This is a genomic window from Sulfuriferula plumbiphila (assembly GCF_009938015.1).
GTDB classification, from domain to species: Bacteria; Pseudomonadota; Gammaproteobacteria; order Burkholderiales; family Sulfuriferulaceae; genus Sulfuriferula; species Sulfuriferula plumbiphila.
The window spans coordinates 917,501-943,160 of the sequence record NZ_AP021884.1 but is presented as its reverse complement, the minus strand read 5'-3'; the positions used below and the strand labels follow the sequence as shown (position 1 = coordinate 943,160).

Below are 25,660 nucleotides of genomic sequence, written 5' to 3'. Positions count from 1 at the left end.
TGTCGAATCTGATGTCATACGAGTGAGACCACGCCAATGCGCTTGACGACCAAAGGACGCTTTGCAGTAACCGCCATGATCGATTTGGCATTGCATCACGGTCATGGGCCGGTGACGCTGGCCGGTATCAGCGAACGGCAAAAAATATCGCTGTCCTATCTGGAACAGCTGTTTGGCAAGCTGCGGCGTCGCGCGCTGGTGGAAAGCGTGCGCGGCCCGGGCGGCGGCTACCTGGTAGCAAGGCCGCTGGGCGAAATATCCGTGGCGCAAATCATCCAGGCAGTGGACGAACCGATTGACGCGACTCAATGCGGCGGTCTGGAGAACTGTCAGGACGACCAGCGCTGCATGACGCACGAACTATGGACGAATTTGAACAGGCGCATTCAGGATTATCTGGCGGCGGTGACGCTGGAGAGTCTGGTGGCGCAGCAATCAGGCAAGCAGTCTGCGGCGAATGTGGTGCATGACCACCGTCCTGGACACGAAAAGATAAGTGTCGCGGCCTGACGCGATACGGATTGAACAGTGGAGCAAACGATGTCAAAGATGCCGATTTACCTGGATTACTCAGCGACAACACCGGTTGACCCGCGTGTAGCGCAGAAGATGATCCCCTATCTCACCGAACAGTTTGGCAATCCGGCCAGCCGTTCGCACGCTTATGGCTGGGATGCCGAAAAAGCCGTGGAAAATGCGCGTGAGGAAGTGGCCAAACTGGTCAATGCCGATCCCAAAGAAATCGTGTGGACATCAGGTGCGACAGAAGCCATCAATCTGGCGCTCAAGGGCGCGGCGCATTTCTACAAGGGCAAGGGCAAGCACCTGATTACCGTGCGTACCGAGCACAAGGCGGTGCTCGATACCATGCGCGAGCTGGAACGCGAGGGCTATGAGGTGACCTATCTCACCCCGGAACCCGACGGTCTGCTGGATCTGGAGAAATTCAAGGCGGCGATTCGCCCGGATACCATCCTGGTGTCCGTCATGTATGTGAACAATGAAATCGGCGTGATTCAGGACATTCCTGCCATTGGCGAAATCTGTCGTGACAAGGGCATTATTTTCCATGTAGATTCTGCCCAGGCTACCGGCAAGGTAGTGATTGATCTGGCCAGCCTCAAGGTGGATCTGATGTCGTTTTCGGCACATAAGACTTACGGTCCTAAAGGCATCGGCGCGCTGTATGTGCGGCGTAAACCACGTGTGCGCCTGGAAGCGCAAATGCACGGCGGTGGCCACGAGCGCGGGATGCGTTCCGGCACCCTGGCTACGCACCAGATTGTCGGCATGGGCGAGGCATTCCGCATCGCGCGCGAAGAAATGGCCGCAGAAAACGAGCGCATCCGCATGTTGCGTGATCGCCTGCTGAAGGGCTTGTCAGACATCGAAGAGGTCCATATCAACGGTGATATGGAGCATCGTGTGCCGCATAATCTCAACATCAGCTTCAATTTCGTCGAAGGCGAATCGCTGCTGATGGCGATCAAGGATCTGGCGGTGTCGTCCGGGTCGGCGTGCACTTCGGCCAGTCTCGAGCCCTCGTATGTATTGCGTGCGCTGGGGCGTTCCGATGAGCTTGCGCATAGCTCGATCCGCTTTTCCGTAGGGCGCTTCACGACCGAACAGGACATAGACTACGCAATTGAATTGTTGCACCAGAAAATCGGCAAACTTCGGGAGCTTTCCCCGTTGTGGGAGATGCACAAGGAAGGCATCGACCTCGACACCGTGCACTGGGCGGCACACTAAATATTTACTGAAGGAGAACGATCATGGCATACAGCGATAAAGTACTCGATCACTACGAAAATCCCCGCAACGTGGGTTCCTTTGGCAAGGACGATGAAGATGTCGGCACCGGCATGGTAGGCGCGCCGGCCTGCGGCGACGTGATGAAGCTGCAGATCAAGGTGGGCAGGGACGGCATCATCGAAGATGCCAAATTCAAAACCTATGGCTGCGGTTCGGCGATTGCTTCCAGCTCGCTGGTGACCGAATGGGTCAAAGGCAAGACCCTGGATCAGGCGATGGAAATCAAGAATACCGCCATTGCTGAAGAGCTTGCGCTGCCGCCGGTTAAAATCCACTGCTCCATTCTGGCTGAAGACGCCATCAAGGCTGCTGTGGAAGATTACAAGAACAAGCACGACAGCACACAAGCTGCCGCCAGCCACGGCTAACCAGGCGAGGGTCATTATGGCAATTACCCTGACTGAGCGTGCAGCCAAACACGTCTCCAACTTTATCGCCAAGCGCGGCAAGGGCGTGGGCTTGCGGCTGGGTGTGCGCACCAGCGGCTGTTCCGGACTGGCTTACAAGATGGAATTTGCCGATCAGGCCGGGGCGGAGGATCTGCGTTTTGAAAGCCACGGTGTGACCGTGTTGATTGATCCGAAAAGCCTGCAATACCTGGACGGCACCGAACTCGATTTCGTGCGCGAAGGCCTGAATGAAGGTTTCAAGTTCAATAACCCCAACGTCAAAGACGCCTGTGGCTGCGGCGAAAGCTTTAACGTCTGACCCGCGCGCCCGGACGTCATTCCCAGCGAGCGTACCATGCAGTTTGACTTCACCCGCAACCATTTCGAGTTGTTCGGGCTGACTCCAGGTTTTGCGCTGGATTCAGCTGCGCTCGAACAAGCCTATCGTGCCTTGCAAAGCCAGGTACATCCGGACAAATTCACGCATTTGTCGCAGGCGGAACAACGCGCCTCGATGCAATGGTCAACCCGCGTCAATGAAGCCTATCAGGTGCTGAAGGCGCCACTCACCCGTGCCCAGTATCTGCTGCAACTCCAGGGGATTGACGCGCTGGCGGAGCATGACACTGCGATGCCCGGCGACTTTCTGATGCAACAGATGGAATGGCGAGAAGGCATACAGACCGCGCGCGCGGCAGCAGACGTGACAGCCTTGCAAACGCTCGAGGCGGAACTTGCCAGCACTGCCCGGCAATTGCGTGGCGGACTTGCCCAGCAGCTGGATGAACAACACGATTACGCCGCCGCGGCGCAGAGCGTGCGCAAGCTCAAATTCATGGACAAACTGGTCGCGGAAATTCACGATACCTACGAAGCACTCGAAACCTGATGGCACTTCTGCAAATTTCCGAACCCGGCATGAGCACCGCACCGCATCAGCACCGGCTGGCGGCGGGCATTGATCTGGGTACCACCAATTCACTCGTGGCCAGCGTGCGCAACGGCGTATCCGTTGTGCTGAACGACGAAGACGGGCGTGCACTGTTGCCGTCCGTGGTGCGCTACACAGCCGCGGCCGAGCCGGTGGTGGGTTACGCAGCGCAATGCACGCAAAGCATCGATCCGCATAATACCGTCGTATCGGTGAAACGCTTCATGGGGCGCGGGCTGGCCGACATCGCTGATGCTGGCAGCTTCCCTTACCATTTTGTGGATGCGCCTGGCATGGTGCAGTTCAAAACCGCCGCCGGGGTGAAAAGTCCGGTCGAGGTTTCAGCCGACATTCTGCGCGTATTGCGCGGCCGCGCCGAGCGTTCGCTGGGGGGTGAATTGAGCGGCGTGGTGATTACTGTGCCGGCGTATTTTGACGATGCCCAGCGCCAGGCCACCAAAGACGCTGCCAAACTCGCCGGCCTGAATGTATTGCGCCTGCTCAACGAGCCCACTGCCGCCGCCATTGCCTACGGTCTGGATAATGCCGCAGAAGGCATCTATGCCGTGTACGACCTGGGCGGGGGCACTTTCGATATCTCCATCCTGCGCCTGTCGCAAGGCGTGTTCGAGGTGCTGGCCACCAATGGTGACTCGGCACTGGGTGGGGATGACTTTGACCAGCGTGTGTTCTGCTGGATTCTGGAAAAATCGCGCCTGGCTGCACTGGATGCAAAAGATACCCGGCTGTTGTTGACCAAGGCGCGCGAGGCCAAGGAAGCGCTGTCCGAGCACCGTGAAGTCAGCATCACTGCCGTGCTCTCGACCGGCGAAACCGTAGACCTGATGCTGACTGCGACGACGTTTAACGAGATTACACTAAGCCTGGTCAACAAGACCCTGGCGCCAACGCGCAAAGCCTTGCGCGACGCAGGTTTGAGCGTGGATGAGATTAAAGGGGTAGTCATGGTGGGCGGCTCGACGCGGATGCCGCGCATCCAGGCAGCGGTGGCTGAATTTTTCAAACAGACACCTCTGACCAACCTCGATCCGGACAAGGTGGTTGCCTTGGGCGCGGCAATTCAGGCCAATGTGCTCGCAGGAAATCGTGCCGAGGACGACTGGCTGCTGCTGGATGTGATTCCGCTGTCGCTGGGGATCGAGACCATGGGTGGCCTGGTGGAGAAGATTGTGCCGCGCAATACCACCATCCCCGCTGCGCGCGGGCAGGAATTCACCACCTACAAAGACGGCCAGACCGCGATGAGCATTCATGTGCTGCAGGGCGAGCGTGAGCTGGTGTCCGATTGCCGCTCATTGGCGAAATTCGAACTGCGTGGCATTCCCCCGATGGTGGCCGGTGCAGCGCGTATCCGCGTGACCTTTCAGGTGGACGCTGACGGTCTGCTGTCGGTTACGGCACAGGAACTGAAAAGTGGCGTGCAGGCATCTGTCACGGTCAAACCCGCTTACGGTCTGGCCGATGAAGACATCACCCGCATGCTGCGCGATTCCTACACCCACGCCAAGGACGATATGCAGACGCGCGCATTGCAGGAAGCACGGGTGGACGCGCAACGTCTGCTCGACGCGACGCAAACTGCGCTGGATGAAAACGCTGCGCAGCTGTTGACTGCAGATGAGCGTGATGCGATTGAAGCTGCCGTGAGCACGCTGCAGGCCCGGCTCGACGCCTCCGACCATCGTGCCATCAAGGATGCTGCCGAAGCACTCAACGCTGCCACCCATGATTTTGCCGCGCGGCGCATGGATGTGAGCGTCAGGCAGGCATTGGCGGGCCAGCATCTTGACGCCATTTAATTAACCAAGCGGTTACCGATATGCCCCAATTAATCGTCCTGCCCCACGAGGAACTGTGTCCTGAAGGCGCTGTGATCGAAGCCCAGCCCGGCGTGTCCATCTGTGACACGCTGTTGGCCAATGGTGTGGAAATCGAGCACGCTTGCGAGAAATCCTGCGCCTGTACCACCTGTCACGTCATCGTTCGCGAGGGCTTCGACTCGCTTGCGCCCTCTGACGAGCAAGAAGACGATTTGCTGGACAAAGCATGGGGTCTGGAACCCCACTCCCGGCTGTCCTGTCAGGCGCGGGTGGACAAAACAGACCTGGTTATCGAAATTCCAAAATACACCATCAACATGGTCAAGGAAGGGCATTGACATGAAATGGACGGACACCCTGGATATCGCCATCGAACTGGCGGAAACGCACCCTGAAGTCGACCCGCAATACGTGCGCTTCACTGACCTGCACCGCTGGGTGACCGAGTTGCCCGGCTTTGACGATGCGCCGGATAAATCCAGCGAAAAAATTCTTGAAGCGATCCAGATGGCGTGGATGGATGAGGCTGAATAACGCTGCCTGATCCGCTCCATGCGATGACTTCATATCTGTCCGGATCGGCCTGTTCCCGGTTGCGGTTGCTATGGCATTACCACCCCAATGCGCGGGCGCTCTGGTAGAAAATGAAGCTCACCAGCCAGGCCAGGCCGAGTGGCCAGGCGACTGCCAGCACGGTGAACCACCCGCTTTTTGATTCCTGTTTGAGCACCGCCACGGTGGACAGACACGGCGTGTAAATCAGTGTGAACAGCATGAAACTGTAGGCCTGTACCCAGTCCAGCTTGCCGGCAATGATGCCCGCCAGATTCGACTGTCCGGCACCATAAATCACCGCCAGTGCGCCGATCACGATTTCTTTGGCGATGAAGCCAAACAACAATGCCACAGACAGCAGGCGGTCGATACCCAGTGGCTGGAACAGGGGTGCCATGAAGTCAGCCAGTTGTCCGGCCAGCGTGGCCGGGCTGGCGGGCGGCACGCTGAACGGATAATGTGTCAGTGCCCACACCACAATGACGCCGCCGACGATATAGCCGGAGGCGCCTTTCAAAAAGTGCTGCGACTGCTGCCAGCCCTGCGCGATGAGTTGTTTGAAGGTGGGAAAACGGTAAGGCGGCAGTTCCAGCAGCAGCGGTTCCACGCTGCGATATTTGCCGCGCCACACCAGCGCAGTGAGGAACGCCATCAAAAAGCTCATCAGATACAGCGAAAACATCACCATCGCAGCCGCGCGCGGCGCGAAAATGGCGGTGGTGAAAAACAGAAACACTTGCAAACGCGCCGAGCATAGCGAGAATGGGATCACCAGCATGGTAAGCAGGCGCAGCGCACGCGAGCGCATCACGCGCGTGCCCATTAGCGCCGGTACATTGCAGCCAAAGCCCATCAGCTGCATCACGAACGAGCGCCCATCCAGTCCCAGCCTGGCCATGACCGCATCCATCAGATAGGCGGCACGCGCCAGATAGCCGCTGTCTTCGATAATCGCCATGAACATGAAGAACACCACGATGATGGGCAGGAAACTCAGCACGGTGCCGATGCCATCGAACAAACCGTCCTGGATGAAGCTCCGCAATGGCAGCGGAGCATGTACCAGCGCGGGTTGCAAAAGGCCGCTCTTGATCTGTTCCAGCCCCCAGTTCATGCCGTCCTGCAGGGGGGTGCCGATACCGTAAACCAGCTGGAACAGCAAAAACACGGTAATAAAAAACAGCGGCAGCCCCAGCCATGGATGCAGCAATACCCGGTCCAGGCGTCGCGTGATATCGGGCGGCAGCGTAATCGGCGTGCTTACCGAGCCACTGACAATGCGGTCAAGCTCGACTTCGATGCGGTCATCCTGACTGAGGCCCGCGGCATCGGCCAGGCGCGCTGCCGGATTGTGTTGCACAATCTGTTCAATGGCATGACGTGCGGACTCGAACCCCTGGCCGTATTTTGCGCTGATCAGCGTGACCGGCATATCGAGGTTGCGCGCAAGCTCGGCGAGATCAATTTTGACTCCCAGTTGCCTGGCCTCGTCCGACATATTCAGAACCAGCGTCATGGGCAGCTTGAGTGCCTTGAGCTGGAGCAGCAGCGCCAGTTGCCGGTCCAGCTGGGTGGCATTGAGAATCACCACCAGGCCGTTGACGGTCTGGGATTCAAGAAAATGGCGTACCACCTGTTCGTCGTCAGAAAAGCCGTGCAGATTGTAAATGCCCGGCAAGTCCACCACCTCCACCATAGTGCCGCCCAGCAGGATTTTGGCGGCCAGCAGGTCAACCGTGATCCCCGGCCAGTTGCCCACACGTGCGCCAGCACCGGTGAGGCGGTTAAAAAAAGTGGATTTGCCCGTGTTGGGCATGCCCAAAAGGGCGATACGTTTCATCATGATGGCGAGGTGTCAGGCGACCTGATTTACGCTGATTTTGGCAGCATCGATACGTCGTATCATCAGCTCCGTATGGCCAATGCGAATTTGCAGCGGGCCTTTGAGCGGTGCTGCGCGTAGTACCTCTATACGCCGTCCAGGGCGCAGCCCTAGTGCGGCCATACGCCGCCCGAGCTCGGGGCCGGCTTCGATGGTTTCAATCGTGCCGCTCTGATTGGGGAACAGGTGATCAAGCGGGGTATGCATAAAATTATCTAAATGAGAAACATTCTTATTTTTATCACAAGGCGGTATGCCGCGCAAGCATGCGAGCATTTTTTTTGAAAAGACATGCAAAATAAAATACAGTTGGAACACATTGATCCGGAAACCCGGTCAATCAGAGACAATCACAAGACGGGCTAAACAACGTTCGGGCATGGAGCAGACGTTGAAGACGTGTAAATGCAAACCCGGATCCGGCGCTTCAGCGGAAATGGCCACTCCGCCGATGTGCAAAATCAACTCACAGGCCAATTATTCAAGGAGCGTTTTCCATGCCAGCTTATACCTCGAGAACCGTTTACCGGCCGGTTCAGCTCACACCATTGGCGAACGATGCCAAGGCTATCGGCACCGATTTTCAACGTTATCTGTCTTATCATCTCGGACGCTTTCAGGGATGCGCGCCATTCTATACTTATGAGGCCCTTGCTTACACGCTGCGTGACCGCCTGATGGTGGACTGGCGCAATACCTGGGATACTCAGCTGCAGCCCGGCAGTCGCCGCGCCTATTACCTGTCGCTGGAATTTCTGATTGGGCGGGCTATGGGCAATCATCTGCTTAACCTTGGCATCAAGAATGAAACCGATCAGGCCATGCTGGAATTAAGCGAACGGTTGGAGGAAATTGCCGATCAGGAACCCGATGCAGGGCTGGGCAATGGGGGCTTGGGGCGCCTGGCAGCGTGTTTCATGGATAGCTGCGCCACTCTGCAGCTGCCGGTAATGGGCTACGGCCTGCGTTATGAATACGGCATGTTTCGCCAGCACATCGACAACGGCTATCAGGTGGAAGAGCCGGATCGCTGGCTGCGCAACGGCAACCCATGGGAGATCGAGCGCAGTGAATACTGCCAGCGGGTGCATTTCGGCGGACGTAGCGAGCACTATCGGGATGGTCTGGGCAATCAGCGTGCACGCTGGGTGGATACGCAAGACGTGCTGGCGGTACCATTCGACATGCCCATTTCCGGCTATCGCAACAAAACAGTGAATACCCTGCGCTTATGGAAGGCGGCGGCAACCGACGAATTCAACCTGGGTGAATTCAATGCCGGCAGCTACACCGAGGCAGTGGGTGCAAAAAATAGCGCCGAGCATATTTCCATGGTGCTCTATCCCAACGACAGCAGCGAAAACGGCAAGGAACTGCGTCTGCGTCAGCAGTATTTCCTGGCCTCGGCCAGCATCCAGGATGCCATGCGTGTATGGGAACGTCATGAAGCGCGAGATTATCGCGATTTTGCGGCAGAAAATGTGTTCCAGATGAACGATACACATCCGACCATCGCGGTCGCCGAACTGATGCGCATCCTGATGGATGAAAAAGGTCTGAACTGGGAACAGTCATGGTCAATCACCACGCGTTGCATGGCTTATACCAATCACACCTTGCTGCCGGAAGCGCTGGAAAAATGGCCGCTGGGGCTGTTCGAGCGCCTGCTGCCGCGCATACTGGAAATTATCTACGAAATCAACGCACGTTTTCTGCGCCAGGTGTCACTCAAATGGCCGGGTGACATCGAACGCCAGAAGCGCATGTCCATCATCGAAGAGGGCAGCCAGCGCCATGTGCGCATGGCGTGGCTGGCAATTGTGGGCAGTTTTTCAGTCAATGGTGTGGCGGCATTGCACTCGCAGTTGCTGCGCGATGGCTTGTTCCACGATTTTTATCAATTATGGCCGGAGAAATTCAACAACAAGACCAACGGTGTGACCCCGCGACGCTGGGTGGCTTACGCCAATCCGGGCTTGACCGCGCTAATCAGTGAAACCATCGGCGATAGCTGGGTGGCTGATTTGAGCCAGCTGGAGCGACTCAAACCCTATGCCGAGCCTCACCATGAGGCTTTTCATGCACGCTGGCGCGAGGTCAAATTTGCCAACAAGCAACGTCTGGCTGCACTTGTCAAAGCCGAGTGCGATGTGGATTTTGATCCCACGGCGTTGTTCGATGTACAGGTCAAGCGTATCCACGAATACAAGCGTCAGTTACTCAATGTGCTGCACGTGATTCATCTCTACCTGCGCATCAAAAACGGACGCATGGACAACTGGACCAACCGCTGCGTGCTGATTGGCGGCAAGGCTGCGCCGGGGTATGTGATGGCCAAACGCATCATCAAGCTGGTAAATAACGTGGCTGCCGTGGTGAATAGCGATCCGGACGTAAACGGGCGCCTGAAACTCGCATTTCTGCCCAATTACCGGGTGTCCAGCATGGAGATTATCGCCCCGGCGACGGACCTCTCCGAACAGATTTCCACCGCTGGCAAAGAGGCTTCCGGCACCGGCAACATGAAGTTCATGATGAATGGTGCCGTCACCATTGGCACCTACGACGGCGCCAACATCGAAATCATGGACGCAGTCGGCGCTGAAAATTTCTTCCTGTTCGGCCTCAAGGCCGACGAAGTCGATGCCATGGGGCGCGACTATCACCCATGGCGCTACGTCTCCCAGGATAACGACCTGCACGACGTGCTCATGCTACTGCGTTCAGGTCATTTCAATCCATACGAGCCGTACATCTTCGACATGATTCTGGATGCCCTGCAAAGCCCCCACGACCCATGGAAGACACTGGCCGATTTCCGCAGTTATGTGGATGCGCAAGAGCACGTTTCGCTGGCCTGGCAGGATCAGGTGCGCTGGACGCGCATGAGCATTCTCAATACTGCCTCCAGCGGTTTCTTCTCCACCGACCGCACCATGCGGGAATACAACCGGGAGATTTGGAAGCTCAAACCCGGTGCGATGTAAAGCGGTCTATTCCGGCCGCATCTGCGGGAACAGAATCACATCGCGGATACTCGGGCTGTCGGTCAGCAGCATCACCAGCCGGTCGATGCCGATACCACAGCCGCCGGTGGGGGGCAGGCCATACTCCAGCGCACGGATATAGTCGGCGTCATAGTGCATGGCCTCCTCGTCGCCGGCTTCCTTGTTGCGCACCTGCTCCATGAAACGCTCGGCCTGGTCTTCCGGATCGTTCAGCTCGGAGAAGCCGTTGGCCATCTCGCGCCCGGTTATGAACAGCTCGAAGCGCTCGGTGATGTCGGGCTGGCTATCGGAACGGCGCGCCAACGGGGAGACTTCCGCCGGGTAGTCGATGATGAAAGTGGGCTGGATCAGCAAGGCTTCGGTGGTTTCCTCGAAAAACGTCAGTTGCAAGCCGCCCAGTCCGTCGGATTCGCGGAACTTGGTCTTGTGGGCCTGGAACCAGCCCACCAGCCAGGCGCGGTCGTTGAGTTGTGCCGCGGAATATTCCGGATGATATTTGCGCACCGCAGCCACGATAGCGAGGCGGTCGAACGGTTTTCCCAGATCAATCAACTGGCTGTTGTAAGTGACCTGTTCGCTGCCGGTGGCCACCCGCGCAGTTTCGCGCAGCAGGGATTCGGTGAAGTCCATCAGGTAGCGGTAGTCGCGATACGCCTCGTAGAACTCCATCATGGTGAACTCGGGGTTGTGACGGGTGGAGAGGCCCTCGTTGCGGAAATTGCGGTTGATCTCGAACACCTTCTCGAAACCGCCCACCACCAGCCGCTTCAGATAAAGTTCCGGCGCGATGCGCAGAAACAGCTCCATGTCCAGCGCGTTGTGGTGGGTGGTAAAGGGTTTGGCCGCCGCACCGCCGGGGATGGGGTGCATCATCGGCGTTTCGACTTCCAGGAAGCCATGCCCGGTCATGAAATTGCGGATCGCCTGGACGATTTTCGAGCGTGTGGCGAACACCCGGCGCGTGTCCTCGTTGGTGATCAGATCGAGATAACGCTGGCGGTATTTCTGCTCCTGATCGGTCAGCCCATGGAATTTCTCCGGCAATGGACGCAGCGATTTGGACAACAATCTGACTTCGGTGACGCGTACCGACAGTTCGCCGGTCTTGGTCTTGAACAGAATGCCGGTGGCAGCGACGAAATCGCCCAGATCCCAGTGTTTGAATGCGTCATGCGCGGCTTCGCCGGTGACGTCGTTGGAAACATAAATCTGCAAGCGTCCGCCCATGTCCTGCAAGGTGGCGAAGCTGGCCTTGCCCATCACCCGCTTCAGCATCATGCGTCCGGCGAACTGCACTTCCACCGGCGCGGCTTCGAGATCTTCCTTGGTTTTGCTGCCATGCGCTGCCTGGATGGCGGCGGCATAATCCTTGCGTTCAAAATCATTCGGGAAGACCACACCTGCCCCGCGCAATTTGGCGAGCTTGGCTCGGCGCTCGGCGATGATCTGGTTTTCGTCCTGGGGCAGCGTATTTTCTTCGGTCATGATGTGAAAATGCTCAAGCAAAAAAAGTTGCTACGGTTATACCCAGTTTGTGGGCGGCATCGGCCATGACTTTGTCAGCAGTAGCAATATGTTTCAAACCTGCGGCGCGTGCTGCAGCCAGATGCAATGCATCCAAAGTGCGTAACGGGATGGGTTTGACCGCCTCCAGAATTTCCAGCGCTTCTATGAACCGGGCATCGCCAAAAGTTTGAACCAGGAAATAACCCCCGGCCAGATGGCGGGTAAATTCCTGGCGCGCCGCCTTCAGATAGGAGTCCGGAAACGCGCCAGAGCGCTGACGGCGCGCCATGGCGCAGTGCCACTCCAATACACCCAGGCGACTGATAACCGGCCGTTCGACCCCTGATATGAAATGCTCTGCCTCGGCTGAAAATACTTCGGGTACATACAGCTTGATGAGAACACTGGTGTCCAGATAGGACTCAGCCGCGGGCATCCCGGTCTTCTCGAATCAGTACTTCGCTGGGTATTTCCTGGAACGGAATTTTGTCGCGCAGCCATTTTAGCGACGGCAACTTGCGCGGCGGGACGGCAGGCTCCAGCGGCAGCAGGCGTGCAACCGGCTTGCCGCGGCGGGTGACAATGACTTCGCCTTCCGTGGCGAGGAGTTCGTCGATGCGGGGCAAGTCCTGACGAATTTCGCGGATGCTGAGTTGTTTCATTGGGCGCTCCTGTGTGTCACATATTGTAGCAGTGTGACACATGTTTTGCTATACGCCCTGCTTCAAACTGGCCTGGATAAATTCGTCCAGATCGCCGTCGAGCACTTTCTGGGTGTTGGAAATTTCCACGTTGGTGCGCAGGTCCTTGATGCGTGATTGATCCAGCACGTAGGAGCGGATCTGGTGCCCCCAGCCGACGTCGGATTTGCCGGCTTCGAGCTTGTCCTGCTCGGCCTGGCGTTTGCGCAGTTCGGCTTCGTACATGCGCGATTTGAGCATGGACATCGCCTCGGCGCGGTTCTTGTGCTGCGAGCGGTCGTTCTGACACTGCACCACGATGCCGGTGGGGATGTGCGTAATGCGCACCGCCGAATCGGTCTTGTTGATGTGCTGGCCGCCTGCACCGGAGGCGCGGTAGGTGTCAATGCGCAGGTCGGCGGGGTTGATGTCCACCTCGATCGAATCATCCACCTCGGGGTAGACGAACACGCTGGCGAACGAGGTATGGCGGCCACCGGACGAGTCGAATGGCGATTTGCGCACCAGCCGGTGCACACCGGTTTCGGTGCGCAAAAAACCGTAGGCGTATTCGCCGTCCACCTTGATGCTGGCGGATTTGATACCGGCCACGTCGCCGTCGGAGACTTCCATTACCTCGCTCCTGAAACCTTTGCGCTCACAGTACCGCAGATACTGGCGCAGCAGCATGGACGCCCAGTCGCACGCCTCGGTGCCGCCCGCGCCGGATTGAATGTCGATGAAGCAGTTGGCGGAGTCCATCGGGTTGGCGAACATGCGGCGGAACTCCATGCCCTCCACTGTTTGTTCCAGCTTCGCCGTGTCTTCGCCCACCGCTTCCAGCGTGGCGTCGTCGTTCTCCTCGCGTGCCATCTCGAACAGGTCGCGCGCATCGCGCAGACCCTGATCCAGGCTTTGCAGCGTGAGCACCACGTTTTCCAGGGATTTTTTCTCGCGCCCCAATTCCTGGGCGCGTTTCGGGTCGTTCCAGATGGCCGGGTCTTCGGCCAGCACGTTGACTTCCTCGAGGCGGCCTAGCTTGGTATCGAAGTCAAAGATACCCCCGAAGTTCGGCGGTGCGGCGCACCAGGTCGGACAGGGTGGCATCGATCTGATTGAGGCGTTCTGCTTCCATGATGTTTGTATAAGGCGCTGAAAAACGGCAAATTATATCATTCTTGTACTATTGCCTTCACGCGTAGAATAAGCTCCTCAATTGATGAAGGACGCGCACCATGAAAAAAACCGACCTGTACAAAAACCAGGGACTGAAAATCAACGGCCAGATGAAACAAGCCGGCATCCCCGGCCGTTTTGGCGGCGCGGCCAGCGCCCTGCCGGATCGGCGCGAGCAGCGCAAACTCGACCAGGCTCAGGGTCTGGTGCCGTTTGCGGTGAAGCTCAACAGTGAACTGGTGCAACAGATTCAGAAGCTCGCTCTGACACGCCAGATGGGCTTGAATGAGGTGGTGGCGGAGTTGCTGAAAAGGGGGCTGGCGGGGTAAGTGGTTTTGCCGGAATGGAATGAGAGAATGCAAAACAACGAGCGCTAGCGTCGCATGAAAATCCGTTTTTCCATCTTGCCTGTGGCCACGATGAGCCTGTTCCTGGCGACAAATGCGCTTGCGCAGTCCACTCCTGAAATAAGCGCGCCGTCGCTGGCATTCAAGCTCACCCCTTCCTATTACCGCATCAGCGACGGCAATAATGCGGCTGACCTCAACCTGCGCGCCAATTACGGTGATAATGTCGGCTGGATTGGCTACTACCGTGACCGGCTGGGTTTCCAGCAGGCTAGAGCAGGTTATGAGAACCATACTGGCCTTGGTGCTGTGCGTCTGGTCCTATCCGCCCAGGCGGCCTCGCGCGGATTTTGGGGGGGCGCGGCGAATGCAGAAATCGGCGGCGACACTTTTGCCATTGTCGGCTTTGGCCGCACCAATCTGCGCGACTACTACAACCTCAATTTCGACCCGAACGATGCCATTACGCTCGGTGCCGGCACGCGGGCGATCCGCAATACCGAACTGTCGCTATACATGGTCAGGGACGACCGGCTGGGCACGGGGCAGCGCGTCACCCATCTGATAGCGCGCCGCGCGTTTGCCGGAAAGCAGCGGCTCACACTTGATCTGTCCCACAAAAGTGGACAGCGCACTGCAGGCAATACCGTTGTGGGTAGCGGTATCACCCTGACTGACGATTACGCGCCCTGGTTTGTGCGTGCGGCCTATGATCCTTATGTCAATTTCACCGGCAATCGAATGACACTGTTTGCCCTCGGCAGGCGCTTCTGAAAACCGCCCCATCTTTAATCCTGCTGAATGACTGAAACCGCCAGCCTGTTTTCATTATTTGCCAGCAGCTTCCTCGCGGCGACGCTGCTGCCGGGGGGCTCGGAAGCGGTGCTGTTCGGTGTGCTTAAAGCTTACCCGGCAACCCTGTGGACCGCCCTCGGCGTCGCCACACTGGGCAACACGCTAGGCGGTATGGTGAGCTTCGGCATGGGCTGGCTGGTACCGCAAACCAGGCGACTCAAACACGTGGAGAAAGTGCGCCGCCATGGCACGCCGGCATTACTGCTTGCCTGGGCTCCCCTGATCGGCGATGCGCTGTGCCTTGCCGCTGGCTGGCTGCGCCTCAATCCGTGGCAGGCCGCGCTGTATATGGCAATTGGCAAATTCGCGCGCTACTGGGTAATTGCTTACGCCGCCAGCTAATCCAGCAGACAAACGGGCAGACAAGTGTCAAAGGCAAAAATCAGGTCCGGGGAGGCGTCTTGGATTTTACCTTCCTGGTTCCCCGTGATTAACTGCTTTTTCCAGGATTAACCAACTTCAAAACAGTTTGCGTATCCTGTCGTAACCCCGAGCGATTTCATCCGCTAACTGCTTGGCAGCAGCCTTGACGTCCCGGGCGGTGTCTTCTGCGGAGTCACTCACCTGGCTGGCCTTGGCACGCAGTTGCGCCAGTTTGCTTTCCATGTTTTCCCATTCTTCCATGACTTCCAGCTTGGCCAGATGGGCCTGGACAATCAGTTCATCACGTTGCCGGGCCAGACTATCCAGAATTTTCTGCATTTCCTCGCGCGTATCCATATAGCTTCCTTTCTCGTTGCGACAGTGGCATCAGGTTTCTATAATATAGTTCAGATTCGGAGTGAAGTAGCGCGACTCATAGTCCCGCCAGCACCCGGATATGGGCGGCGGCGCTGCGACCAAGCGCGGGCAGGGCGTAGCCGCCTTCCAGTGTGGAAACGATGCGGCCATGGGCGTATTTCTGCGCGATGGTTTTAACCTGTTGCGTCACCCATGCGTAATCCGCCGCAACGAGATTCAGCCCGGCCATGTCGTCCTCGCGGTGAGCATCGAAGCCGGCCGAGATGAACACCATCTGCGGCGCAAACTGTTCCAGCGCGGGCAGGCATCGTGCCCTGAAGACCGCGCGAAATCCGGCGCCATCCATGCCTGCCGGCAGCGCCACGTTGATGATGTGCCTGTTGCCGGAAGCAGCGCCGCTGTGCGGGTAGAACGGGTGCTGGAAGGTGGAGCACAACATCACACTCGGATCGTCATGGAAAATGTCCTCGGTGCCGTTGCCATGGTGCACGTCGAAGTCGACGATAGCCACCCGCTGCAAGCCGTATTGAACTAGGGCATGGGCGACGCCGACGGCGACGTTGTTGAAAATGCAGAAGCCCATGGCCTGGTCGCGGGTGGTATGGTGACCGGGCGGGCGCACATTGCAGAAGGCGTTGTCCACCTCGCCTCCCATCACCATATCGGTAGCCATGACTGCCGCGCCTGCCGCACGCAGGGCGGCTTCCAGAGAATAGGAATTCATCGCGGTGTCGGGATCGAGCCTGGTCAGACCGGCGACAGGCGCACTGGCCTCTATCTGGTCCAGATACGCCGCCGAGTGTACCCGTAACAACTGTTCCAGGGTGGCGCGCGGTGCGTCGCAATAACGCAGAAAATCCTGCAGCCGGGCGGCAATCAGCTCATCCTCTATGGCAGTGAGCCGGGCCGGACTCTCGGGGTGAAGCGGTCCCATGGCGTGTCTGGCGCAGGCGGGGTGAGAGAGGATGGCGGTCAGCATGAATCGTACCCTGTCCTATGACGCATGGTCATGAATACTGTACCAATCAGTGCCGCATTTCAATCCGCCATTTTGATAACCGGTTTAGCCGATGGTTCGCTGGCCAGTCCTTGCCTGGTCCTGCTCATGGCTAGTGATCCGACCATCCATGGCGCTAACGTAATCACGAAGGGCTGCTCTGAACAAATCCACGGGTTTGCGCGACTGCAGGCCCGTGGATATTGTGATTGAAGAGATGACTTATTTCCGGCCGGTTTCCCAGCCCCATCTGGCGAATATTTTTGCACCTGCAGGCGATTCCAGGAAATGGACAAAAGCCTTGGCTGACGGCTTGTTTTCGGCACGCTTGGTGATGGCAATGCCGGTATCACGATAGATTGCGTAGTCACGCTCAACCGGCACGATGTCGGCTAATTGCGCATTGGCCACCTGCCAGATATTCCAGATCAGCCAGACGTCGATGCCCCTGTTGTCAATCCAGGTCTGCTTGGCTTCGGCGCTGTTTTTGGAATAGGCGACGATATTGCGGCGCAGTGCGCTGACGGTCTTGATATCACCCTTGCGTCCGGCCATGTCCTCCCAGACGCCATTCTGGCCCGCGCCATTCACTACCAACACTTTCACGCCAGGCTTGAGGATGTCTTTCACGCCCTTGATGTGCTTGGGGTTGCCGGGCCTCACCAGGATGGACAAGGGTCGCAGGTACAAAGGTGTGACTTGCTGATGGGAAAGCTGGCCGTCCATGGCATAGACAAAATCAGTCATCATCGTCTCCGAGCCGCTAAAAATCAGATCGGCGTCGTTCTTCGCCTTGTCCAGCCATTTAGGCGTGGGACCGGCGGTGACTTCCACTTTTATGTCCGTGGTTTTTTCAAAGGCGACAGCCGCTTCTTTCATGGCCGGGGCGGGACCGCCAGGGCCATAGACGAATAGCGTTTCCTGTGCCAGCGTCGACTGGGAGAGCACAATCGCTGCAAAAAAGGCGACTGCACGCAAGTTGCTGAAGATGATGGATTTGAATGAGAACATGCTGAAGGCACCAAAAATGTTGAATACGGTTGATGTTGCTGTGTTCAAAAGTAATGAGCGCATTAACCGTGGACGATATCAGCCCAGCGGATTTTTACTTGCAAATTCCTGATGGACTGAAAACAGACAGCTTGTGCTGTCGCGCGAGCTGTCTGCTTGTTCTCATATGGCTTGTCTACAAAACGCCCGCAAGTGCGTTTAGCGTTGCACCTGCACCGGTGTACCTGGCTTGTCATCGGTAATCGGTGCAATCACCAGGTAACGACGCGGACCAGCGCCCTTACCCTCTACCGCTTTACGTAGAGGTCCGATTGCAACGACGATTTGTGCACCGGCGGGATTGGTCATGAACTTCGCCACGGGTTCAAGGCTGCCCGAACCGTCAGCATTATCGGAAAACGCCAACATATAGGGCTTTTTCGGCACCAGACCGGTGACGCCTGCTTCGAGGGCGTCGATCAGCCCCTGGTTGTTGACGGTCACCGTGGTCTCGGCTTTTGTTGCCCCGGATGAAGCCAGCGTCAAATGTACGGCATCGCCGGATGTGCCGATTGGAGACAGGTTCTCGGTGCCAGGACCATTTGGAACTGCGTTCGGCAGGTAGACCATGCCTTGGGGGGCTTGACCGGTGTGGATAGTCGAAATCACTTTGTTGCTTGTGGTATCGATCGCCGCGACGCCATTGCCATTCTCCAGCCCGACGTAAATCCGCGTGCCGTCACCCGAAGGCCAGAGCCCGTGTGGAAGTTCGCCGGTCGGAATCGTCGCCACCAGCTCAGGATGATCCGAGGTGGTAAATACCTTGACCTCACTGAGTCCGCCGATGGTGACGTAAGCGAACTGGCCTTGCGCGTTGCGCACGATATTGACGTGGTTGGTAATGGGGCCGGTATCCAGCAGGGCGAGTGTGTTAAACGGTGGCTTGGCGTTGACCACCTGGGTTTTGCCGATGTCTTTGAGCGTGAACCAGACCTGCTTGCCGTCAGGAGTCGCGGCAACATCCGGGCTGAAAGGTGAGGCCTGCTTCACGCGGCCAACGATCTTGTGGGTTTTGGTATTGATGACCACCATTTCCGGGGTAAAGCTCGACACCACGTAGCCATATTTGCCATCCGGCGAAAAAATCGTCATGCCCGGGCCATTGGGAACCGTGATGCGGCGGATCGGCTGGTAAGTTTTGCCGTCGAGAACCTGGATATAGTCTTCTCCACGGACGGTGACCCAGACTTCTTTCCCGTCCGGTGTGAACATCGCCTCGTGCGGGGAGCGTCCGACATAGCTGATGTGCTTGACGCGGTTGGTTGCGGTATCAATGAAAGCAACCGAGTTGGAGCCGATTGAGACGACGTCGAGGGTGCGATGGTCAGGAGAAAATCCCATGCCATGCACCAGGAGCTGGCCCTTGTAAAGCGGACTCAGATTGCCGGGGGTCGGGTCGCCGAGACGAATAACGCCCAACAGCTTTTCACTGGCCGGGTCGACGACGGAAACGGTATTGGAAGTTTGATCACTTAAATAGACCCGGTCGCGTGAACTGATGGGGATATCCGGGGCATTGGCAGCACCGGGAGCTTGCCCGGCGAAAGCCGGGGAGAACAGTGCTGGCATGAGTACCAGAGAGGCCATGTATATTTGGGACAACTTCATGATAGTGCTCCTGTGTAAGTCAAGGTTTGGCAGATTTGCCGGAAGCATGCTTTTTGAGTTCCATCTGCATCACTGTAATTTCGGATCCCTGGGTCACGATGATCTCCTGCGCCAGTCTGCGCAATACTGGATTTTTGCCGTAAAGCAGCTCGGCCTTGGCCATGTCTATGGCGCCTTGGTGATGGGGAATCATCATGGTGGAAAAGTCGTGGTCAGGGTCACCATTCATGGGTGCATGGGCCATTCCGTAATCCATCACGCTCATTGCGTCGTCCATCAGGATTGAAAAGGATTTGCTCGTGCTGGCAACAAAGGGAGCCGGTGCGTGACTGGGGGCAGTGCCATGGTGCTGATGCGCCTCCTGCGCAGACGCAGTGGCGCCTGCAGTGCACAGCAAAACCGATAGCAGCCCGGCTGACAGGCGATGCACGCGGTTATGATTTTTCAACGATTGCATTCGATCCTGCTCCTTGAAAATTAATGAATTCGCTCAACGGGGTCATAAGTTGTTGTAGCGATGAGCTTGATTGAGCGCCAGTCATACCGAGAGCGAGTGCGCCTGCCCGCACTTGGCGTCCCCGAGTCGCTGTGTCCCGCTCGTCCAACCTGGCAAAGAGGATCATGTCCGTCTGCGCCTCGGGTTCAATAGGCAGCGACGGCCAGTTTCGGATCGATTTGCCAGATTTCGTTGACGATCTTGCCTTCGCGGTAGGTCAGCACATAGCGAACCTTGATTGCATTCTGTCCCTGAAACACGACATTGGCGGTGACAGTGGCGCCCTTCGGATTCGCCGATTCCTCCATCTTGCCGACGCTTGCCTTGAGATTCGGGCTGCCTTTGGTGAATTTCCCCCAGGTCTCGCGCACCTTGTCGGCACCGACATACGTGCCGTCCAGCGGACCACCGACCCATTCCAGGATGGGTTGTGCCCCATACTGCTGCATGATGGCCGCCACATCACCGGCGGCGATGGCGTTAAAGTGTGCCTGGGCGTCGTCCACGGGCGCGGCCAGTGCGGAAGTGGTGATGGCGAAGCTGACGGCGGTTGCGGACAGGATTTTTTTCAGCATGTGGGTACTCCTTCTGTTTGGTTGATCGACATGAGTGCTACCCTGACGTATACAGTCACACGCTGCGTTTTATTCTCCCGTTTCATTATTATTTTTTGGATGACAGAAATATTTCCGCCGCTATGGAATAAACCGCTTCGAGTGACTGTATATGGGAAATAAATTACATACTGCCGCGTCCTCTTTTTCAAGCTTGGTCTGAACCCATGCCGCTATTCAAACATCCGATCGTCGACCACATTCCCAGTCTGCGCCGCTACGCCCGGGCCCTGACCGGAGGCCGCCCGGACGACGCCGATGACCTGGTACAGGACACCCTGGAACGCGCCTATGCCAAGTGGCACTTGTGGCGAATCGGGTCGGAGCTGCGTCCCTGGCTGTTTTCCATCATGCATAACCTGTTCGTGAGCCAGGTGACGCAACTTAAAAATCGCGCCCCGTATGCCTCGCTGGACGATATGCCGGAGATTGCCACCCGCGCAACCCAGTCGGAGCGGCTGGAGGGGCTGGACATCGCGGCGGCAGTGTCCCGGCTATCTCCTGAATTGCGTGAAGTGCTGTTGCTGGTGGCGCTGGAAGATTTCAGCTATGTCCAGACCGCCAAGACCCTCGACATTCCGGTCGGCACGGTGATGTCGCGTCTGGCCCGTGCGCGGCAGCGGCTAAAGGAGTTCATGGATGGCACAATATTGCCCGAGCACCGGGTTGGACTAAAGGTGGTGAAATGAAGGCACATGCACAGCCCGTTACGCTGGACGATCTGATGGCCTGCGTCGATGGGCAACTGGATGCCGAACGGCGCCCGCAAGTCGAGGCGCTCATCGCGTCCGATCCGCTTACCGCTGAACGCGTCGCCGGGATGCGCGCGCAGCGCCAGGCATTGCGCGCCCACTACGAGCCGGTGTTGACCGAGCCCATACCTCTGCGACTCCTCGCTTCACGGCGTCAGACCGGTTCTGCGTGGGCCAGGGTGACGAGTATCGCCGCATCGGTGTTGATAGGGCTGGCGGTCGGTAGTGCCGGCACCTGGCAGTACCTTGCCCACACGCCGGGCATGTCGGCCAACGTGGCTTTGGAGAACAGCGGGATTGATTTGCCGCGTTTTGTGCATCAGGCTGCGGTGGCCCATACCGCCTATGTGCCCGATGTGCGCCGGCCGGTTGAAATCTATTCGGCCCAGCAACAGCAACTGGTGACCTGGTTGTCCAAACGGCTGGGGCGCCAGCTCAAGGTACCCAACCTGGAAAACACCGGGTTCAGTCTGGTGGGCGGACGCCTGCTGCCGGGCGAAGTCAATAAACCGGCTGCGCAATTCATGTATGAAAACTCGGCAGGTCAGCGCATCACACTGTATCTGCGCGGCATGGCGCAACCCACGCCAGAAACGGCGTTCCGTTTTGCCGAGCAGGATGGCATCGCCACGTTTTATTGGGTCGATCTGGACTGGGGCTATGCGCTGTCAGGGGATTTGCCGCGCGCCACTTTGTTGAATGTGGCCAACTCGGTATATCAACAGCTGGGCGGTTGACCACAACTCCTCATGGCCTCCTGCTGGAGAGGGCAGGAGCATCAGAAATTGTGTTGGCGCAAAAATAAAAAACCCCCGGGTTATTCACCTGGGGGTTTTGGGTAGAGGAGTCTGACGATGACCTACTTTCACATGGGTAATCCACACTATCATCGGCGCTGTCCCGTTTCACGGCCCTGTTCGGGATGGGAAGGGGTGGTTCCAGGACGCTATGGTCGTCAGACGTAAGCTGTTCGGACGCGGGTGATTTTGAGGTCAACCAACGCCCGGAATCGGGAAGAAGTAAAGGGGTGTTGCGTGTTTTGATTGTACTGCGCTGTATTAACCTAAGCTTGTTACTTCACTTAAGGTTATAGGGTCAAGCCTCACGGGCAATTAGTACTGGTAAGCTTAATGCATTACTGCACTTCCACACCCAGCCTATCAACGTCCTGGTCTCGAACGACCCTTCAGGGGGGTCTAGCCCCCGGGAAATCTCATCTCAAGGCGAGTTTCACGCTTAGATGCTTTCAGCGTTTATCTCTTCCGGATTTAGCTACCCGGCGATACCACTGGCGTGATAACCGGTACACCAGAGATCCGTCCACTCCGGTCCTCTCGTACTAGGAGCAGGTCCCTTCAAATTTCCAGCGCCCACGGCAGATAGGGACCAAACTGTCTCACGACGTTTTAAACCCAGCTCACGTACCACTTTAAATGGCGAACAGCCATACCCTTGGGACCGGCTACAGCCCCAGGATGTGATGAGCCGACATCGAGGTGCCAAACTCCCCCGTCGATGTGAACTCTTGGGAGGAATCAGCCTGTTATCCCCAGAGTACCTTTTATCCGTTGAGCGATGGCCCTTCCATACAGAACCACCGGATCACTATGACCTGCTTTCGCACCTGCTCGACTTGTCAGTCTCGCAGTCAAGCATCCTTTTGCCATTGCACTATCGCTACGATTTCCGACCGTAGCTAGGATACCTTCGTGCTCCTCCGTTACGCTTTGGGAGGAGACCGCCCCAGTCAAACTGCCCACCATGCACGGTCCCCGATCCAGATAATGGACCCAGGTTAGAACCTCAAACACACCAGGGTGGTATTTCAAGGGTGGCTCGACGATATCCGGAGATACCGCTTCAACGCCTCCCACCTATCCTACGCAAGTATGTTCAAAGTCCAATGCAAAGCTACAGTAAAGGTTCATGGGGTCTTTCCGTCTAGCCGCGGGTAGATTGCATCTTCACAAACACTTCAACTTCGCTGAGTCTCAGGAGGAGACAGTGTGGCCATCGTTACGCCATTCGTGCGGGTCGGAACTTACCCGACAAGGAATTTCGCTACCTTAGGACCGTTATAGTTACGGCCGCCGTTTACTGGGGCTTCGATCAAGAGCTTGCACCCCATCACTTAACCTTCCAGCACCGGGCAGGCGTCACACTCTATACGTCCACTTTCGTGTTTGCAGAGTGCTGTGTTTTTATTAAACAGTCGCAGCCACCTTTTCACTGCAACCCCGTTCTGCTCCGCGAGCAAGTCGCTTCACATAATAAGGGCACACCTTCTCCCGAAGTTACGGTGTTAATTTGCCGAGTTCCTTCTCCTGAGTTCTCTCAAGCGCCTTAGGATTCTCACCCTGCCCACCTGTGTCGGTTTGCGGTACGGTCGTCCTTGAACTGAAGCTTAGTGGCTTTTCTTGGAAGCAGGGTATCGCTCACTTCAGTGCCGTAGCACCTCGTCATCATGCCTCGGCATTGACCCCCCGGATTTGCCTAAGGAATCTGCCTACACACTTAAACCAACTATTCCAACAGTTGGCCGAGTTAACCTTCTCCGTCCCCACATCGCATTCAAGGCCGGTACAGGAATATTAACCTGTTTCCCATCGACTACGCTTCTCAGCCTCGCCTTAGGAGCCGACTCACCCTGCGCCGATGAACGTTGCACAGGAAACCTGGGGCTTTCGGCGAACGGGCTTTTCACCCGTTTTATCGCTACTCATGTCAGCATTCGCACTTCTGATACCTCCAGCAAGGTTCTCACCTCACCTTCAACGGCCTACAGAACGCTCTCCTACCATATGCATGCTCCTTTAAACGCACTTGTCAGCCCTTTAACGCAACTTTGGGGAACGCTTTGTCGCACTGCGTGCGACAAGCTTTCGCCCTAAATGCCCTTAAAGGAGCATGCATATCCGCAGCTTCGGTGCACAGTTTGAGCCCCGTTACATCTTCCGCGCAGGACGACTCGACCAGTGAGCTATTACGCTTTCTTTAAATGATGGCTGCTTCTAAGCCAACATCCTGGCTGTCTATGCCTTCCCACATCGTTTACCACTTAACTGTGTCTTTGGGACCTTAGCTGGCGGTCTGGGTTGTTTCCCTTTTGACACCGGACGTTAGCACCCGATGTCTGTCTCCCAAGCTCGCACTCTTCGGTATTCGGAGTTTGCAATGGGTTGGTAAGTCGCGATGACCCCCTAGCCATAACAGTGCTCTACCCCCGAAGGTGATACTTGAGGCACTACCTAAATAGTTTTCGGAGAGAACCAGCTATTTCCAGATTTGTTTAGCCTTTCACCCCTATCCACAGCTCATCCCCTAATTTTTCAACATTAGTGGGTTCGGACCTCCAGTGCGTGTTACCGCACCTTCATCCTGGCCATGGATAGATCATCTGGTTTCGGGTCTACGCCCAGCAACTATCGCCCTTATCAGACTCGGTTTCCCTACGCCTCCCCTATTCGGTTAAGCTCGCTACTGAACGTAAGTCGCTGACCCATTATACAAAAGGTACGCAGTCACCCCTGCACGAAGAACCCTCCGGGTTCTTTACCTGCCCAAAGATCTATTTCATCTTTAAGTTCTTTTGAGTCGCGCTGCGCGCTCCTCGAAAGAACCCCGAAGACTCTTTGTGCAGGGGCTCCCACTGTTTGTATGCATGCGGTTTCAGGATCTATTTCACTCCCCTCCCGGGGTTCTTTTCGCCTTTCCCTCACGGTACTGGTTCACTATCGGTCGATTACGAGTATTTAGCCTTGGAGGATGGTCCCCCCATGTTCAGACAGGATTTCTCGTGTCCCGCCCTACTTGTCGCAAGCTTGGTTCCACACACAGGTTTTCACGTACGGGGCTATCACCCTCTCTGGCCAGCCTTTCCAGGCTGTTCTGTTAACGTGTGCGCTAAATCTTGCAGGCTGTTCCGCGTTCGCTCGCCACTACTTGCGGAATCTCGGTTGATTTCTTTTCCTCGAGCTACTTAGATGTTTCAGTTCGCTCGGTTCGCTCCTCTGAGCCTATGTATTCAGCTCAGGGTACCCTTGCGGGTGGGTTTCCCCATTCGGATATCTGCGGATCAAAGCTTGCTTGCCAGCTCCCCGCAGCTTTTCGCAGGCTGCAACGTCCTTCATCGCCTGTAATCGCCAAGGCATCCACCACATGCACTTAGTCGCTTGACCCTATAACCTTAAGCCTCTCTCGCGAGAGCATAAAAGCTACAGGTTAATAAGCGTTTGCTACCCGATCCAGGCCGACTAAGCCTGAACCGGTCGATACAATCAAAACCCATTGTCTACCGCCCTTCAGGTAGCGATCTCTCGCTGCCCGGCCGGCAATAAACACTTTACTTCTTCCGATTTTTTAAAGAACAGCTCCACTCATAAAGAGTGAGGTCTAAAGCGCGCGCACTTTACACCTG

At 56.9% G+C, this 25,660-nt stretch carries 26 protein-coding genes and 2 rRNA genes; 14 read left to right on the top strand and 14 right to left on the bottom strand.

Features of this window, described 5'->3' with window-relative positions; genetic code table 11:
- Nucleotides 1-36 precede the first annotated feature (36 nt).
- Genes iscR through iscX form a run of 8 tightly spaced genes read left to right on the top strand, consistent with a single transcriptional unit; the run spans nucleotide 37 to nucleotide 5,510 of the window.
- Entirely contained in the window at nucleotides 37-510 is a 474-nt protein-coding gene (gene iscR, locus GZH91_RS05040) for a Fe-S cluster assembly transcriptional regulator IscR (protein WP_147071603.1), read from the top strand.
- Between the two features lie 30 nt (nucleotides 511-540).
- Nucleotides 541-1,752, top strand: coding sequence for an IscS subfamily cysteine desulfurase (locus GZH91_RS05035; RefSeq protein ID WP_147071601.1), 1,212 nt, complete (start codon nucleotides 541-543; stop codon nucleotides 1,750-1,752).
- Nucleotides 1,753-1,775: 23 nt separating this feature from the next.
- Nucleotides 1,776-2,183, top strand: coding sequence for a Fe-S cluster assembly scaffold IscU (gene iscU / locus GZH91_RS05030; protein WP_147071599.1), 408 nt, complete (start codon nucleotides 1,776-1,778; stop codon nucleotides 2,181-2,183).
- Between the two features lie 16 nt (nucleotides 2,184-2,199).
- A complete protein-coding gene (gene iscA, locus GZH91_RS05025; RefSeq protein ID WP_147071598.1) occupies nucleotides 2,200-2,523 on the top strand; it encodes an iron-sulfur cluster assembly protein IscA in 324 nt (107 codons plus the stop codon).
- A 36-nt stretch (nucleotides 2,524-2,559) separates the two neighbouring features.
- Nucleotides 2,560-3,093 carry a Fe-S protein assembly co-chaperone HscB gene (gene hscB / locus GZH91_RS05020; RefSeq protein ID WP_147071597.1) on the top strand — a complete coding sequence of 178 codons (534 nt, stop codon included), beginning with the start codon at nucleotides 2,560-2,562 and terminating at the stop codon, nucleotides 3,091-3,093.
- Nucleotides 3,093-4,955, top strand: a complete 1,863-nt coding sequence (gene hscA / locus GZH91_RS05015) for a Fe-S protein assembly chaperone HscA (protein ID WP_147071595.1) — start codon at nucleotides 3,093-3,095, stop codon at nucleotides 4,953-4,955. The genes hscB and hscA overlap by 1 nt, the downstream gene beginning before the upstream one ends.
- A gap of 20 nt (nucleotides 4,956-4,975) precedes the next feature.
- The gene (fdx, locus tag GZH91_RS05010) at nucleotides 4,976-5,314 is read left to right on the top strand and encodes an ISC system 2Fe-2S type ferredoxin (protein WP_147071593.1); all 339 of its coding nucleotides are present in this window, start codon (nucleotides 4,976-4,978) and stop codon (nucleotides 5,312-5,314) included.
- Nucleotide 5,315: 1 nt separating this feature from the next.
- Nucleotides 5,316-5,510: a Fe-S cluster assembly protein IscX gene (gene iscX, locus GZH91_RS05005; RefSeq protein WP_147071591.1), complete on the top strand. Its 195-nt coding sequence runs from the start codon at nucleotides 5,316-5,318 to the stop codon at nucleotides 5,508-5,510.
- A 76-nt stretch (nucleotides 5,511-5,586) separates the two neighbouring features.
- On the opposite strand, the gene feoB is transcribed toward iscX, so the two are convergent.
- Nucleotides 5,587-7,371: a ferrous iron transport protein B gene (feoB, locus tag GZH91_RS05000; RefSeq protein ID WP_147071771.1), complete on the bottom strand. Its 1,785-nt coding sequence runs from the start codon at nucleotides 7,369-7,371 to the stop codon at nucleotides 5,587-5,589.
- A 15-nt stretch (nucleotides 7,372-7,386) separates the two neighbouring features.
- Nucleotides 7,387-7,731, bottom strand: coding sequence for a FeoA family protein (locus GZH91_RS04995; RefSeq protein ID WP_147071589.1), 345 nt, complete (start codon nucleotides 7,729-7,731; stop codon nucleotides 7,387-7,389).
- 179 nt (nucleotides 7,732-7,910) lie between these two features.
- On the opposite strand from GZH91_RS04995, the gene GZH91_RS04990 reads away from it, so the two are divergent.
- The gene (locus GZH91_RS04990) at nucleotides 7,911-10,400 is read left to right on the top strand and encodes a glycogen/starch/alpha-glucan phosphorylase (protein ID WP_147071587.1); all 2,490 of its coding nucleotides are present in this window, start codon (nucleotides 7,911-7,913) and stop codon (nucleotides 10,398-10,400) included.
- Between the two features lie 6 nt (nucleotides 10,401-10,406).
- On the opposite strand, the gene lysS is transcribed toward GZH91_RS04990, so the two are convergent.
- From lysS to prfB, 4 genes are all read right to left on the bottom strand, one after another.
- Complete coding sequence (gene lysS / locus GZH91_RS04985; protein ID WP_147071585.1) at nucleotides 10,407-11,906, bottom strand: lysine--tRNA ligase; 1,500 nt, start codon at nucleotides 11,904-11,906, stop codon at nucleotides 10,407-10,409.
- 13 nt (nucleotides 11,907-11,919) lie between these two features.
- Entirely contained in the window at nucleotides 11,920-12,363 is a 444-nt protein-coding gene (locus GZH91_RS04980) for a type II toxin-antitoxin system VapC family toxin (protein WP_147071582.1), read from the bottom strand.
- Entirely contained in the window at nucleotides 12,350-12,589 is a 240-nt protein-coding gene (locus GZH91_RS04975; protein ID WP_161984177.1) for a type II toxin-antitoxin system Phd/YefM family antitoxin, read from the bottom strand. Before GZH91_RS04975 ends, GZH91_RS04980 begins: the two co-directional genes overlap by 14 nt.
- A 48-nt stretch (nucleotides 12,590-12,637) precedes the next feature.
- Nucleotides 12,638-13,742 (bottom strand): peptide chain release factor 2 gene (gene prfB, locus GZH91_RS04970; RefSeq protein ID WP_147071579.1). Its coding sequence is split into 2 segments (ribosomal slippage): nucleotides 12,638-13,660 and nucleotides 13,662-13,742, totalling 1,104 coding nucleotides; the frame shifts between segments, so codons are not numbered across the junction.
- A gap of 100 nt (nucleotides 13,743-13,842) precedes the next feature.
- Between prfB and GZH91_RS04965 the strand changes: the two genes are divergently transcribed.
- The 3 genes from GZH91_RS04965 to GZH91_RS04955 are packed head-to-tail and all read left to right on the top strand — an operon-like array spanning nucleotide 13,843 to nucleotide 15,327.
- Nucleotides 13,843-14,112: a hypothetical protein gene (locus GZH91_RS04965; protein ID WP_161984176.1), complete on the top strand. Its 270-nt coding sequence runs from the start codon at nucleotides 13,843-13,845 to the stop codon at nucleotides 14,110-14,112.
- Nucleotides 14,113-14,166: 54 nt separating this feature from the next.
- Nucleotides 14,167-14,904 carry a hypothetical protein gene (locus GZH91_RS04960; protein WP_161984175.1) on the top strand — a complete coding sequence of 246 codons (738 nt, stop codon included), beginning with the start codon at nucleotides 14,167-14,169 and terminating at the stop codon, nucleotides 14,902-14,904.
- A gap of 27 nt (nucleotides 14,905-14,931) precedes the next feature.
- Nucleotides 14,932-15,327, top strand: coding sequence for a YqaA family protein (locus GZH91_RS04955; RefSeq protein WP_147071572.1), 396 nt, complete (start codon nucleotides 14,932-14,934; stop codon nucleotides 15,325-15,327).
- A 117-nt stretch (nucleotides 15,328-15,444) separates the two neighbouring features.
- Here GZH91_RS04955 and GZH91_RS04950 read toward each other — a convergent pair whose 3' ends face one another.
- The 6 genes from GZH91_RS04950 to GZH91_RS04925 form a co-directional block, all read right to left on the bottom strand.
- On the bottom strand, nucleotides 15,445-15,705 hold the full coding sequence (locus GZH91_RS04950; RefSeq protein WP_147071570.1) for a hypothetical protein: 261 nt from the start codon (nucleotides 15,703-15,705) through the stop codon (nucleotides 15,445-15,447).
- A 76-nt stretch (nucleotides 15,706-15,781) separates the two neighbouring features.
- On the bottom strand, nucleotides 15,782-16,705 hold the full coding sequence (locus tag GZH91_RS04945; RefSeq protein ID WP_147071568.1) for a histone deacetylase family protein: 924 nt from the start codon (nucleotides 16,703-16,705) through the stop codon (nucleotides 15,782-15,784).
- A 240-nt stretch (nucleotides 16,706-16,945) separates the two neighbouring features.
- Nucleotides 16,946-17,734, bottom strand: coding sequence for an extracellular solute-binding protein (locus GZH91_RS04940; RefSeq protein WP_147071566.1), 789 nt, complete (start codon nucleotides 17,732-17,734; stop codon nucleotides 16,946-16,948).
- Between the two features lie 198 nt (nucleotides 17,735-17,932).
- Entirely contained in the window at nucleotides 17,933-19,381 is a 1,449-nt protein-coding gene (locus GZH91_RS04935) for a YncE family protein (RefSeq protein WP_223264507.1), read from the bottom strand.
- 19 nt (nucleotides 19,382-19,400) lie between these two features.
- Nucleotides 19,401-19,838 carry a DUF305 domain-containing protein gene (locus tag GZH91_RS04930; protein WP_147071564.1) on the bottom strand — a complete coding sequence of 146 codons (438 nt, stop codon included), beginning with the start codon at nucleotides 19,836-19,838 and terminating at the stop codon, nucleotides 19,401-19,403.
- Nucleotides 19,839-20,023: 185 nt separating this feature from the next.
- Nucleotides 20,024-20,452, bottom strand: coding sequence for a nuclear transport factor 2 family protein (locus GZH91_RS04925; protein ID WP_147071562.1), 429 nt, complete (start codon nucleotides 20,450-20,452; stop codon nucleotides 20,024-20,026).
- Nucleotides 20,453-20,658: 206 nt separating this feature from the next.
- Here GZH91_RS04925 and GZH91_RS04920 point away from each other — a divergent pair, with 206 nt between their 5' ends.
- Both GZH91_RS04920 and GZH91_RS04915 read left to right on the top strand, forming a co-directional pair.
- A complete protein-coding gene (locus tag GZH91_RS04920) occupies nucleotides 20,659-21,180 on the top strand; it encodes a sigma-70 family RNA polymerase sigma factor (protein ID WP_147071560.1) in 522 nt (173 codons plus the stop codon).
- Nucleotides 21,177-21,980, top strand: coding sequence for an anti-sigma factor family protein (locus GZH91_RS04915; protein ID WP_147071558.1), 804 nt, complete (start codon nucleotides 21,177-21,179; stop codon nucleotides 21,978-21,980). The genes GZH91_RS04920 and GZH91_RS04915 overlap by 4 nt, the downstream gene beginning before the upstream one ends.
- 109 nt (nucleotides 21,981-22,089) lie before the next feature.
- Here the strand turns inward: GZH91_RS04915 and rrf are convergent.
- Together rrf and GZH91_RS04905 are read right to left on the bottom strand one after the other, a co-directional pair.
- Nucleotides 22,090-22,203: ribosomal RNA gene (rrf, locus tag GZH91_RS04910) — 5S ribosomal RNA — on the bottom strand.
- Between the two features lie 131 nt (nucleotides 22,204-22,334).
- Nucleotides 22,335-25,421 (bottom strand): 23S ribosomal RNA (locus GZH91_RS04905).
- Nucleotides 25,422-25,660 lie beyond the last annotated feature (239 nt).